Origin of the sequence: Vibrio sp. FF266 (assembly GCF_041439695.1) — a bacterium.
GTDB lineage: Bacteria > Pseudomonadota > Gammaproteobacteria > Enterobacterales > Vibrionaceae > Vibrio > Vibrio tasmaniensis_A.
On the sequence record NZ_JBGOOO010000030.1, the window covers coordinates 41,870 to 53,420 of the forward strand.

Here is an 11,551-nt window from a genome sequence, read left to right on the forward strand (position 1 = left end):
CATGCACCAACTTCAATTTAAACCACTCATACACCTTTGGGATAGATCGGTTTATCAATCTGGATCCTCTAAGTCAAAAGCTTACGACGGCCAATTTGCCATTAATGCGCTTTTCTCGGTTGAAGCATTTTCCACGAACCCAAAAAATCCCAACCCAATTTTTTGCCGAGACGCACTAGAAATATTCCTGCAAGAGATCCGCGCGGTAAGAAAGAGCATCCAGACTGAGCACTCGAAGAGAAAAAGTGAATGGGGTGACATCAACCTGGTGCCGTTTGTAGCAGAAAAACACCGCCTTGAAATGAAGATCGACGATAAACGCTTATGCCGCAGCACGGGGCTTTTATTAAAAACATTTTCATCCGCCAATGGCTACCTCTTGGACTTACATCGAGCGCAACACAATGAAGAACTCTCAGACAGCGACTTCTTGGAATGTCGAGCAGCATTGCTTCAATCCATGAGTAGTTTGGTTCACAGCATTGCAACCAAAAACCAAGTGTTTCATGTTGAACGTAAAAAATTGGAGGGCATAAATGAATAAAGGTATGCATATAAATGACGCTTTACTACAAGGGAAAAGACTTGAAATGAGTGTTCTTTCGTTTTTGCATCAAGAGATATACAGTAACTTTGATAACTTAATGGCCCTGATTAAAATAAAGCAACCCAACCTTTCTCGGTTGTTAAAGAGAATGGTCAATAAGAGATTATTAGAAAAACATTCACTGACATTAGACACATGTAAAATTTCATTATGGGGGATAACCGACAAAGGAATACATCTAGTCGGCGACAGTGATCACGCACCAATGCACTGCTTTACACCAAGTAGAATTAGTTTAGTCACGCTTAATCACACATTAATGAACCAAAGAGTTTTCATTGCACTTAAACATTTGAATTGGACAGGTTGGACTAATGCTGACCGTCATACGTTTAAAAAAATGTATCCTATCTCTCATCGTCCCGATGCCATCGTCAGCCCACCTTCAGGAGGAATGGTTGCTATTGAGACAGAATTGACGCTCAAAACACCCATCCGATACCGCTCAATTATGAAGAGTCACATCCAAGCCAAAAGCAAAGGTTTTTGGGGGCATGTGATCTACGTGGTTCGAGATGAAGAATATAAAAAAATGCTCAACCGGCGATTTGATAACATTAAATTCATTCCCTTTGATAACTCACGTCATGACTTTGAAAAGTATCGCAGCATGGTGTCCATTTTTACCTTAGCCGAAGTCAGCCAACTCACTCAAAGTAACTAATCCCTTAAAATCTTAACTATCAGCTCTCTCGCTGAGGGCTAATGCTATCTGGAGAAAATCTTATGCGCGTATTCATCGCAGAAAAACCATCCCTGGCTACCGCCATCTTTAAAGGACTTGGCGGCAACCCAACGACCGATAAAAAAGCCGGCTATTACGAAAAAGGGAGTGACATTGTCACGTGGTGTTTTGGCCATTTGCTGTCCCTCAAAGATCCCGAAGACTACGACAGCAACCTCAAACGCTGGACATTAGACAGTCTACCGATTCAAACTCGATTCCCTCCACAATATAAACCTCGTTCCGATTCTAAAAAGCAGCTCGATACAGTGATTGGTTTCATCAAAAAAGCGGACTCGATTGTTCACGCCGGTGATCCCGATCCGGAAGGCTGCTTACTCATCGATGAAATCCTAGATCACGTTGGCAACAAGAAGCCGGTGCAACGTCTATTGATTGCTGATTTAAACGATAAACCCGTCAAAGCGGCGTTGGCCAACATGCAGCCTAATGAGAAATTCAGACCGCAAACGAACAAAGCTTTGGCTCGCTCAATCGCTGACCAATCCTTTGGGTACAATCTGACGCGCTCTTATACACTCAAAGCAAGAGAGAAAGGGTTTGATAACGTTCTCAACATTGGCCGTGTCATCAGCTCTTTGGTCGGTATGGTGAATCAGCGTACCTTGGCTAACCAGAATCATGAAAAAAGCCATTATTATGAGCTCTACGGCACCTTTGATATCGAAGGATTAAAGATAAAAGGCAAATTACAGCCCCATGATGAGCTTGAACTCGATGATAAAAATCGAATGATTGACCGGTTTCAACTCGAAGTGATTAAGGACGCAGACAAAGGTGAAAAAGGCACCGTAGAAAAACGGGAAGTCAAAGAAGAAAAGCGTCAGCCGCCCATGCCTTTCAACTTATCCAAACTGCAAATTACGGCGTCAAAGAAGTGGGGTTACAAACCCAAAGAAACCCTCGATATTGTTCAAAAACTGTATGAAACCCATCAATTACTGACGTACCCTCGAAGTGATAACCAATATCTATCCGAAGCGCATTTAGAGAATGCGGCCAACATCTTGGGCGCCATTCAAAAAACCAGCCCAAACCTAGCCGCATCGATCCAGTCCGTCGAACCGACCTCAACTCATAAAGCCTTTGACGGTTCAAAAATAGAAGCGCATCACGCCATCATTCCAACAGAAAAAGACGGCGTAGGCATTGTGCTCTCTGATAAGGAGAGAAACATCTATGAACTCGTCTCTAAACACTTTGTCGGTCTGTTCTACCCTGAGTCCGTACGAGAGAAAGTGACAATAGACATTGGTTGCTGTTTAGGGCGCATTTACCGCGCCACACAAACCACAAGACTGGCACTAGGGTGGGAAACGCTTTTTAAGGGTGACAATGAAGACAAGCCCAATGACAACACCGATGATTTAAAGCCCTTACAGCAAGGTGATACCGGTGTGTGCGAAAGCCTAGAAATGCTGACCAAAGAAACTCAACCGCCTAAGTACTTTGATGATGCCAGTCTTTTGAAAGCTATGACGGAAGCGGCCAAGTTTGTGCAAGATCCCGCGTTACGAAAACAACTTGAAGCCAAAGACAAAAATACCAAAGGCGAAAATGGCTCTATTGGTACAGAAGCAACGCGAAGTGGCCACATCGAGAAGCTAGGTAGCCTCAAGCACCTTATTAGCGTGCAAAAGGAGAAAGGCTATAAGAACCCTGTCTATAAAACGACAGAATCTGGACAAGAGTTCTGTGCCTTATTGCCGCCAGAAATCATCATGCCGGACATTTCTGCAATTTGGGAGGGTGACTTAGACAGGATAGGTAAAGGACAGTACAGCGTCGCTGAGTTCGTTAAAACGGTAGACACGTATATCCATGAGCGCGTGAACCAAGTCAAAACCGAAGGGGTGCCTATCACCATTAAGGATGGGATAACCTGTCCGAGTTGTAATGAAGGGTTATTACTCAAAAGAAAAGGGAAGAACGGGGCGTTTCATGCCTGCAACCGTTATCCGGATTGCAAAACCACCTTTCCTGATGATAATGGTAAACCGAACTTAAATCCCAAACCGAAAACACCTCAGCCTCAAGCCAGTGACACAGAATCCTGTCCAAAGTGTAACAAAGGGTTGATTCGTCGAGCCGGTAAACGTGAAGGGTCGTTTTGGTGGGGATGCAGTGGTTTCCCTACCTGCAAAGTTCGATTTTTTGACAAAGACGGGAAGCCAGATCGAGATAAAGGTGTACTTTAATATACGCTAATTAGATAAAGAGAGTCTGCAAGCTCTCTTTATTTATAAATAGGCATTTATGCCTATTTTTTCGATGATTTACTAGGTTTTAGTGCCGGGTTATTACCTGGAGTTTTTTTGTTATCACGACGACGTTGATCAACTTTACCAGTTGAGTCTGCAATTGGTTTAGGACCTGGTTTAAGAGCCATAATAGTATTCCTTTCAAAGTTAAATAATGGATGAATAAACAGTGCATATTCAACCAGTAACCTAACACAAAAGTAAAGCGGTTCAAAGTTCAAACAACTTAGGGTTTCCCCCTCATTTATGATCGCTCAGTAAGTGAGGTTTGAGGTCCAACGGAACGAAAGTGTACGATTAAATAGTTAAATTATTGATTTTATATGCATTTTCCTCAATTCTTCTTATTCATGTCAGCAATAAATAAGAGGGCGAGCTGAATATCTTCAATTTATTGCCGAGAGTGACCGTGTCACTCGTTAGCTCGCTGTTATTAACATTCGATTTTTCACTATGAGCCTTTGGCTAGTTAAAGTGTCATTTAAAGCAGTGAATTGACCAAAACGCCTTTCTAGGAATAATAAACACCTGAAATTATTGGTATGCTCATTACTGAATATAATAATGAGCAACTGACTGATGGCTAAAGACAACTACCCTTTCCCTCATTCCCGATCGATGTATTGGTCTGATCCAAGTACGACGGCAACGTATGAGGAAGCGGTCGCCATGTTCGAGGCGCAAACCGACGTTCAAAAAAAGATGATGAATAACCCTATCGTCGCGCCTAAAACTCAAACATTGATAGACCAAAGACAAGCGCAAGCTGAAGCTGTGGCGAAAGTGAGACAAGAGACGGCCTCCTTCGCTCCTAGCTCGCCCTCTTCTCCGAGTTTCGGGGGTATGCCCACGCCTTCCCCTTTAGCGTCCCCAGAACTGAATGCTCTCTCTGACATTCCTACCGAGGTTTGTCTCGATAATGTGTTTATGCTTGGTTGGTATCAGGTTGAAGAAACAGGGCAAATTGATTTGATGTGGGATGAGCTCTTTACCCCTGAGACTTCTCAGAAAACTATCAATTTCATTAAAGGTCAGAATCGTCATTTAAATTCTTATGTGAGGCAGGGAGAGATAGTTGTTCTACCGACAATGAAACCGGTTGAGAAGAAAGATAAGCAAGCTCTCAAGGATTTAAAAGAGGAGGCTCAAGCCGCGAGTACTGAGCTGGCGAAACTGAACAATGAAGAGGTAGCGACATTACATCGTCACTTTGATTTGTTTTCCTATCAGCTAGAAAAGCGCATAAGAGAGGATGGATTACCGACTGATTATTATGCTCAGGTGTCTACTGGCGTTGGGGCTACGGCTACGATTGTTGAGCAGAACTTAAAGAACATCCAAAATGTTGTTTTAGATATTAATGATTTGTATGCGTCACAAGTGGCTATGGCAAGTCGAACCGGTGGAATGAATTACGGTTCGTTTATCGCCGAGCGAGCGACCTTATTTCAAAAGTTGGACGGCTCGTTTGCGATGCTCTCTAAGCGAAGTGTTGAAATCCCAGCTTATCGTCAGGTTAAGCGTAATTTAAAGCTCTCCACGAAATCGGTAATCCATCACGCGGATGAAATATTGAAATCAGGTTTTGTGCCAAGCCTTGGAAAGCGAACCGCGAATATTGCTATCGGAATTTCTGCTGCGAGAGGGTTAGGTTATATCGGTCTAGGTATTGGCATTGCGAGTGGCGTAGATAGCATTTACGAAGCTTGCAAAGTAGACGACTCTGGGGATTGTGGAAAGACAACATCCCGTGAGGTCGGTGGATTTATTGGTGGATGGTATGGAGGGAGTGTAGGTGGTAGTGCTATGACTTCTGGCGTGTTACTTGTTCTAGGTGTTGTCGGTATAACTTCTGCGCCTGTTCTCGCAATTGCTGCGGTAGGCTCATTTGTGGTGGGGGGAGCTGTTGGTGGTGTAGCTGGCTCAACGGCAGGGAAGTCTGCTGGTGATGGTGCTTACTTTGTTTATGAATGGCTTACGGAGTAATTATGTCAAATGCTGTTTGGTGGGAGTTTTTTATTATGATACCTGCCGCAATTTTTGGAGCTTACGCTATAGTTTGGTCGGTTCCTGGAGTTGTCATGAGCGCTATGGTTTCTTTAGGAGATCCTCAGCGAATAGTTTTTATTGATCATCAACTGTCTAAGAATGTGGATAAATTGCATGCAAATAGGATGTGTATGATTTCTGCTTACATCAATACAAGGTTGTTCCATTATTGGGTTAAGTATCCATTTATTCATAAACGAGCTACCACTGACTCTGTAAAATTCAAAGTGTTTATGTGGGTCAATGCACTAGGTGTGTGGAGTTGGATCGGACTGATTTGTTTTGTTTTACTTGCTAAAGGGGTCGGGATTTAACTTAAATGCTTTAGTGCATATCAATAACCCCTCCCACAAGCGCAAGTTCACTACTTGCGCTACTCCCAACAAATCAGTAAAGACCTTGTTGAAATATAACGAAGGATATAGATCCTAGCTGTCAGCCTTTATAAATAAAGGGCTGACAGCTTACATTGGACTTTTCGCTGAAATGGGCGCAAACCCCATCAATGTAAAATTACCTCATGAAATGTCGTCGCTTATTTAACATAGTGATATCAGTATTATCATCAATAACCACATCCTCGTATTTCACTCGCATTATCTTCGTTACTGGTTGAGAATCAAAAGTAAATGCTGTGTTAGCTGGAGAGCATTCAACCAGTCCTTGAATATCAGTTTTTAACTTAGGTTTCTCTGTAAAGAATGATTGTAACGTCGCTTCTTCGTTAGGAACATTCGAGATATCCATGTTTGATTCTTGATTTATGAGACGATCTGCACTTGATTTTTTTATCTTTTGAAGCAATGAGCATTGTGATTCTTTCAAAAGATCTATACGTTTTTTCAACTCCAAGGGTGAGCAATCTTTCATCCATTTCTTAATCTGCTTATCTACCACACCCAAGCGGCGAAGCCTGTTCTCATAGACACTCAGTAGTGCTTTGTCTTCATTATTATTCATCTATTGTAACTCCCCCCAATAACAAGTATTACAGTGAAGCATAAAAAAACCCAATAGCGAACTATTGGGCATTTTAATGAGTATATATTTAATAATGTCATTTATTTAAGTAACAAATTGAATTTATGCTGCTTTTAATTGATTTTCATCTTCAACGTACTCTTTCAAATGAGTAAACGCTTTTGATGCCTGACTCGCCGCCTTAAAAATGAATCGTTTATCATTTTTTAAAACCTCAAGCCAATTCGCAATGTAAGATTCATGTTGAACATCGCCCACAACCCCAAAATCTGCCATTAAAAAAGCCGACCCGAGTTCTGCAACGAGCTCCTCAAACGCGTAATCTTTATCACCGAACTTGCTTCCCTTTGTGCGATTAAGTCGAGATTTGTGTCCCGTCCAATGCGTAAGTTCGTGCAACACGGTAGCGTAAAGATTTGCGGTTGATTCAAAGCGATCACGCTCTGGGATAACAATCTCATCCGTCGATGGTCGAAAGAAAGCCTTCTGACCGACGTAGTTAATGGTTGCTCCCGTCGCTTTAAAGAAATCCTCCACATCCTCCCTCAAATCAAGCTCACCTCTCAGATCCGTTTTAGGCTCTGGTTTGGTGATCCCCTCAATCTGATCCAGGTTGAAAACAACAAACGTTTTCAACATCGGAATCGTTTCGATTTTCTCTTTACCATTCACTGTCTTTTCTTTTTCCAAAGACTTGTAAAAAGTAATATGCGTCCCCTTCTCACCTTTAATAACGTTCCCCCCAAGATCTAATGCTTGCTTGAAAGTTAGCCATTGATTCGAGCTAAATTGATTCATTTGAGCACTCATCCAAAGCAACATCACATTCATTCCTGAATACGTGTTACCTGTTAAAAAGTTATAAGGTAGACCGTCGGACTGAGTCACATCCCAAGGACAAGCCCAAGGCTTCACTCCAGCCTCTAGCGCTTCGATAATTTGATTAGTCACCTCTTGATGAAAATCGCGTGGTGTTTTGCTTACTGTTTTCTTAGTAGATTTCGTCATGATTTTTCTCACTCTATGAGAAAAACTACCCCCATACGGGAGTAATTTCCCGTATGGTTGGACGTATCAGTTAAAAGAGATAAACGCTTTTAACTGAACAAATTGTTTGGTTTTCGATAATAGTTAGGTTGGTAGTTAATTCAGTTTAGCTTGTTCAATACGCACTTCTAGACGTGCATTAAAACGAGCATCCAGCATTTGCTTTTTCAACCAATGAACCACAGATTGCGGCTCATCAGCATCAAGAAGGTAAAACGTACATAGCCAACTCACCACTTCGGGCTCGCTGTACAACGTCTGTTTCAATTCAGACAAAAGAACGCCTGATATCGCTTTACCATCACGGAGTCTTTGTTCAATATCTATGAATAAATCATCGTAGTGGCAAGCAGTGAAATAACCTCTCTTATTTTCTTCCTTACTACAATATTCGCCTTCTTCATCAATCTTGATTGGATTATCTTCACGCCATTTATCTAATGCCGTCACTGTTTCCTCATATGTTTGTTCATGTTCTGGAAGTTCGCCATAAAGAGGATGTTCAATAAATGAGATTAGATTGTTAGATTCTTCTTCGTATTCTTTTTCAGAGTTAATTACTAACATGCGTTGATTCCTTAATTTATTAAAAATCATCCGCTGGCTAATGCCAAACGAATGGCATTAGCGCGGAGTAGCACGCTAGATCAAAATGGACGGTTGTTTTCTCAATTGCATTAATACCATTGAGATAGCTTTTTTTTCATCACAACAAGGTAAATGTTCCTCGATACATTTCGCGCAGTTTTCACACAAACGCATCGTGGACTTATCACCCCGTTTTTTCGCATGACGAGCATATAAGCCGCATACGTGTAACGTAAAAGCCAGTGTCGCATTTTTTGTTTTGATTGGTGTGTTGAACGCTTTTACTTGCTTTTCATGGCTAGAAGTAACACAAATAGAACTACTTGTGTATCTAGTGAAAAGTAAGTCGATGGCACGAGTGAAATTGATGTAAGTCTGCGATATGGTCGCAAAGTACATGTCTTTCAATACGTACTCTATATCGGCATTTTTAATTGATTGGTGCATAGAAGACCTCACATTAGGGTGCGCCTAATTCGCTGGCTAATGCCATACGAAATGGCGTTAGCAGCGGTGATCCGCTATTCAGATAGGTTAGTTTACTTTATACAAGCTAAAGCGTCATTTTCAGCCAACTCAACAGAAAAGTTACAACTTTTACATTCAGCAGTAAAAACGCCACTACGACTCAAATTAATCAAAGCATCACCGCCGCAAATGCAAAGGGATTTCCCGATACAAGATAAGCCATTGGATGTCATTTCCTCAAAGTTAAAAGTTAATGCATCTTGAATATCAATCGAACTTTCTATCCAAGCTTCATTAACACAACACCAAATGTAAACATCATCATACGCAAAGGAGAGATAAGCCCCTAATTTCATGTGATAATGTGTTGTTAATTTTGATGGTTTTGATTCAAATATAAAGTCTAAAGCACATGCAATTGATGAAGTGTTCATAGTCTTCCCCACATTGAATTAATAATTAAAATTGCTAATTCGTTTGGCCTAAGCCAGACAAACTGGCATAGACACGGAGTAGTTCCGCTATGAATATTGAGGTTAGTTTAGATGAACAAAGAAAAAATCTGTTCTTTAAAAAAAAGAGTAAGAACGGAAGCTAAGATAAACCACTGTAAGCGATCTAACTTACCTTCTAACTTATCAAAGCGTTTATCGACCTGGTCAAAACGCTTATTAGTATCAGACTTTAACTCTCGAACCGATTCTTTAAGATTATCAACCGATTCCTGAGTCGCGTAGTGATGCTCAAATTGCTTCATATGAAGTAATGCATCGACTAGCTTATCAGCAGGAATCTGTACGGTTTCCATCTCTTTATCCATTATAGTCTCCTTACTCAGGAGAAGCGCCCATAGGGACGATTCCCTATGAGATTAAATTGGTTAGTGAACCAGATAAACTGGTTGTCGCTATAAAATAGCCCACTACATGCGATATGCAGTAAACACAGTATTACAAATGTTTAGTATTTAGGCAATAAATGGAGGTCTTCTTCATATTTATTTCAACCTACCTTATTATCTTATTATCTTATTATCTTATTATCTTATTATCTTATTATCTTATTATCTTAAGAATTTGATTAACTCTTCGTCATCCATCTCTGCTAATTTATTTGCGACTATCCTGATGATATCGCTCCTATTCAGTGTTTTTTCATCATCTAACTGCATTTTATAAGATAATGAGTTAAACCTCTTAAACTGATCGTCTAATGTCCTTTTATCCGTATTTGTTAAAGATATCGATACCGGTTTGGTCAGCTCACTAGATTGTCGAGGGCGTCCCCTTCCCTCACAAGAGGAAGCGTTAGGTTCTGAAGCCTCAATAAAAGCTTCTGCATCTTTAACTTTTTTCTCACTCATTTTTAAAGAATTACGACTCAATTTCATTTTGTACATCCTTTAATAAACAACTGATTTCAGCCTTAGCTTTACTATCTTTCCACTCATGAACACCCACAGCCTCAGACCATGCATCACGATGCGCTTTTCGCTCTGACACTACCGTATTCAATAAGACAAACTCCGGAAATTCTCTTAATAATTCTTTGGCTACCTTTTTCTCTGACTGGCTATTTGTAGGCGACATGTTTATAAAAACACCGACCTTAAGATCTGAGTTGTAATCACGAGCAGTCTCAATTGTATCGGCCATGTGCTCTAATAGTTCTAAATCAGACAAGCTGGCCTTTGTTGGCATTAACATCAAGTCAGCGGCCAACATAGCAGAGCGCATTTCTCGACTATCACGGCCGGCAGCATCTACAATTACGTAACTATATTTTTCAGATTCACGTTTTATTTGCTTTGTAACGTTCCCATCTAAACGAATACAAGGAAAAGCATTCATTTTATCTAACTCTTCTCTACGCTGCGCCCATCGATATAAAGTTGCTTGCGGATCTGCATCGATAAGTAAAATCTCATCAGTTTCTCCATTAAATCTTTCTTTCGAGATTGCGACAGCTAAATTTGCGGCGGTGTTGCTTTTGCCAACTCCCCCTTTTTGATGCCCAAGTAAGATAACCTTCCCCATGTGACGCCCAATTAATTAATAAGATATTAAGTTAATAATATATTAACTTAATAAGAAAAACAACATAATAACAAATATCATCGTATTCATTGCTACAATGAATAGGGACTTCGATTCTCGCACAACTAAAGAACGATAAGAAAACCGAACAGTAAGCGTGTCATGAACACCGCATTCTAATCTTTCAGCACGAAGAATAAGATCATCTCTCCAACCCAAAGGAGAGTTGAAATGGCAAAACGACGCACCAACCTAGAATGGCAATCACTGTTTGAACAATATGAAAGTAGCAGTGTTACCCAACGCGCTTTTTGTGAAGAGCATGGACTGAGTTTATCCACGTTCTTCGCCAAACGGCGTCAACTCCAAACAGCAAACCAATCGGAATCTGTCGGATTTGTTAGAGCCGAAATCGTTGAAAAGACAACCAAGTATCAGGCCCAGATAGCTACGGCGAACATGACACTTCTCATCAATGATGTGGAGCTGAGCATTCCTCAAGGCACGCCAGCCACCTATCTTGCTGAACTCATTGGAGCGTTGTCATGAAAGGTATGCTCAGCGCTCCAGACATTTACCTTTATCGTGAAAGCGTCGATTTTAGAAAGTCCATCAACGGCCTTGCAGCGATTATCGAAAATGATACTGACTTGCCTCTTGGCAGCGGTGCGCTGTTCCTGTTTACCAATAAACAGCGCGATAAGATTAAAGTGTTGTACTGGGATAAAACAGGCTTCGCCCTCTGGTATAAACGCCTTGAAAAAGCCAA

Annotated in this window: 16 protein-coding genes; 7 read left to right on the plus strand and 9 right to left on the minus strand. The window is 41.1% G+C overall.

The genetic code is table 11. The features are described 5' to 3' along the window. Position 1: 1 nt before the first annotated feature. From ACED59_RS18680 to topB, 3 genes are all read left to right on the plus strand, one after another. The gene (locus ACED59_RS18680) at positions 2–544 is read left to right on the plus strand and encodes a hypothetical protein (protein ID WP_017108522.1); all 543 of its coding nucleotides are present in this window, start codon (positions 2–4) and stop codon (positions 542–544) included. Then, a complete protein-coding gene (mobC, locus tag ACED59_RS18685; RefSeq protein ID WP_017097010.1) occupies positions 537–1,271 on the plus strand; it encodes a helix-turn-helix domain-containing protein in 735 nt (244 codons plus the stop codon). The genes ACED59_RS18680 and mobC overlap by 8 nt, the downstream gene beginning before the upstream one ends. Positions 1,272–1,333: 62 nt before the next feature. Beyond that, positions 1,334–3,550, plus strand: a complete 2,217-nt coding sequence (gene topB / locus ACED59_RS18690) for a DNA topoisomerase III (protein WP_017097009.1) — start codon at positions 1,334–1,336, stop codon at positions 3,548–3,550. Between the two features lie 62 nt (positions 3,551–3,612). On the opposite strand, the gene ACED59_RS18695 is transcribed toward topB, so the two are convergent. Continuing rightward, positions 3,613–3,741: a hypothetical protein gene (locus ACED59_RS18695; RefSeq protein WP_017097008.1), complete on the minus strand. Its 129-nt coding sequence runs from the start codon at positions 3,739–3,741 to the stop codon at positions 3,613–3,615. A 451-nt stretch (positions 3,742–4,192) separates the two neighbouring features. Between ACED59_RS18695 and ACED59_RS18700 the strand changes: the two genes are divergently transcribed. Both ACED59_RS18700 and ACED59_RS18705 read left to right on the plus strand, forming a co-directional pair. Beyond that, positions 4,193–5,599: a hypothetical protein gene (locus ACED59_RS18700; RefSeq protein ID WP_017097007.1), complete on the plus strand. Its 1,407-nt coding sequence runs from the start codon at positions 4,193–4,195 to the stop codon at positions 5,597–5,599. Between the two features lie 2 nt (positions 5,600–5,601). Beyond that, positions 5,602–5,976, plus strand: coding sequence for a hypothetical protein (locus ACED59_RS18705; RefSeq protein ID WP_017097006.1), 375 nt, complete (start codon positions 5,602–5,604; stop codon positions 5,974–5,976). Positions 5,977–6,175: 199 nt separating this feature from the next. Here ACED59_RS18705 and ACED59_RS18710 read toward each other — a convergent pair whose 3' ends face one another. The 8 genes from ACED59_RS18710 to ACED59_RS18745 all read right to left on the minus strand — a co-directional run bounded on the left by ACED59_RS18710 (position 6,176) and on the right by ACED59_RS18745 (position 10,782). Continuing rightward, positions 6,176–6,622 carry a hypothetical protein gene (locus ACED59_RS18710; RefSeq protein WP_017097005.1) on the minus strand — a complete coding sequence of 149 codons (447 nt, stop codon included), beginning with the start codon at positions 6,620–6,622 and terminating at the stop codon, positions 6,176–6,178. A gap of 123 nt (positions 6,623–6,745) precedes the next feature. After that, positions 6,746–7,651: an ArdC family protein gene (locus tag ACED59_RS18715; RefSeq protein ID WP_017097004.1), complete on the minus strand. Its 906-nt coding sequence runs from the start codon at positions 7,649–7,651 to the stop codon at positions 6,746–6,748. A gap of 135 nt (positions 7,652–7,786) precedes the next feature. Then, complete coding sequence (locus ACED59_RS18720; protein WP_017097003.1) at positions 7,787–8,257, minus strand: hypothetical protein; 471 nt, start codon at positions 8,255–8,257, stop codon at positions 7,787–7,789. Positions 8,258–8,332: 75 nt separating this feature from the next. Next, on the minus strand, positions 8,333–8,725 hold the full coding sequence (locus ACED59_RS18725; protein ID WP_017097002.1) for a hypothetical protein: 393 nt from the start codon (positions 8,723–8,725) through the stop codon (positions 8,333–8,335). 92 nt (positions 8,726–8,817) lie between these two features. Next, the gene (locus ACED59_RS18730; RefSeq protein ID WP_017097001.1) at positions 8,818–9,180 is read right to left on the minus strand and encodes a hypothetical protein; all 363 of its coding nucleotides are present in this window, start codon (positions 9,178–9,180) and stop codon (positions 8,818–8,820) included. A gap of 107 nt (positions 9,181–9,287) precedes the next feature. After that, a complete protein-coding gene (locus tag ACED59_RS18735; protein WP_017097000.1) occupies positions 9,288–9,566 on the minus strand; it encodes a hypothetical protein in 279 nt (92 codons plus the stop codon). A 243-nt stretch (positions 9,567–9,809) separates the two neighbouring features. Beyond that, positions 9,810–10,136 carry a hypothetical protein gene (locus tag ACED59_RS18740; RefSeq protein WP_017096998.1) on the minus strand — a complete coding sequence of 109 codons (327 nt, stop codon included), beginning with the start codon at positions 10,134–10,136 and terminating at the stop codon, positions 9,810–9,812. Next, positions 10,120–10,782, minus strand: coding sequence for an AAA family ATPase (locus ACED59_RS18745; RefSeq protein ID WP_017096999.1), 663 nt, complete (start codon positions 10,780–10,782; stop codon positions 10,120–10,122). The genes ACED59_RS18740 and ACED59_RS18745 overlap by 17 nt, the downstream gene beginning before the upstream one ends. A gap of 231 nt (positions 10,783–11,013) precedes the next feature. Between ACED59_RS18745 and ACED59_RS18750 the strand changes: the two genes are divergently transcribed. Then, complete coding sequence (locus ACED59_RS18750) at positions 11,014–11,331, plus strand: hypothetical protein (protein ID WP_017037717.1); 318 nt, start codon at positions 11,014–11,016, stop codon at positions 11,329–11,331. Next, positions 11,328–11,551, plus strand: a 224-nt coding sequence (gene tnpB / locus ACED59_RS18755) for an IS66 family insertion sequence element accessory protein TnpB (protein ID WP_371705138.1), incomplete at its 3' end; no start/stop codon positions are given. The genes ACED59_RS18750 and tnpB, both read left to right, overlap by 4 nt.

What these genes read in the sequence shown, in the direction of transcription:
- ACED59_RS18730 (WP_017097001.1), bottom strand. Translation starts at nt 9,180, where the DNA reads ATGAACACTTCATCAATTGCATGTGCTTTAGACTTTATATTTGAATCA.
- mobC (WP_017097010.1), top strand. Translation starts at nt 537, where the DNA reads ATGAATAAAGGTATGCATATAAATGACGCTTTACTACAAGGGAAAAGA.
- ACED59_RS18710 (WP_017097005.1), bottom strand. Translation starts at nt 6,622, where the DNA reads ATGAATAATAATGAAGACAAAGCACTACTGAGTGTCTATGAGAACAGG.
- topB (WP_017097009.1), top strand. Translation starts at nt 1,334, where the DNA reads ATGCGCGTATTCATCGCAGAAAAACCATCCCTGGCTACCGCCATCTTT.
- ACED59_RS18745 (WP_017096999.1), bottom strand. Translation starts at nt 10,782, where the DNA reads ATGGGGAAGGTTATCTTACTTGGGCATCAAAAAGGGGGAGTTGGCAAA.
- ACED59_RS18735 (WP_017097000.1), bottom strand. Translation starts at nt 9,566, where the DNA reads ATGGATAAAGAGATGGAAACCGTACAGATTCCTGCTGATAAGCTAGTC.
- ACED59_RS18700 (WP_017097007.1), top strand. Translation starts at nt 4,193, where the DNA reads ATGGCTAAAGACAACTACCCTTTCCCTCATTCCCGATCGATGTATTGG.
- ACED59_RS18740 (WP_017096998.1), bottom strand. Translation starts at nt 10,136, where the DNA reads ATGAAATTGAGTCGTAATTCTTTAAAAATGAGTGAGAAAAAAGTTAAA.
- ACED59_RS18720 (WP_017097003.1), bottom strand. Translation starts at nt 8,257, where the DNA reads ATGTTAGTAATTAACTCTGAAAAAGAATACGAAGAAGAATCTAACAAT.
- ACED59_RS18715 (WP_017097004.1), bottom strand. Translation starts at nt 7,651, where the DNA reads ATGACGAAATCTACTAAGAAAACAGTAAGCAAAACACCACGCGATTTT.
- ACED59_RS18750 (WP_017037717.1), top strand. Translation starts at nt 11,014, where the DNA reads ATGGCAAAACGACGCACCAACCTAGAATGGCAATCACTGTTTGAACAA.
- ACED59_RS18695 (WP_017097008.1), bottom strand. Translation starts at nt 3,741, where the DNA reads ATGGCTCTTAAACCAGGTCCTAAACCAATTGCAGACTCAACTGGTAAA.
- ACED59_RS18705 (WP_017097006.1), top strand. Translation starts at nt 5,602, where the DNA reads ATGTCAAATGCTGTTTGGTGGGAGTTTTTTATTATGATACCTGCCGCA.
- ACED59_RS18725 (WP_017097002.1), bottom strand. Translation starts at nt 8,725, where the DNA reads ATGCACCAATCAATTAAAAATGCCGATATAGAGTACGTATTGAAAGAC.
- ACED59_RS18680 (WP_017108522.1), top strand. Translation starts at nt 2, where the DNA reads ATGCACCAACTTCAATTTAAACCACTCATACACCTTTGGGATAGATCG.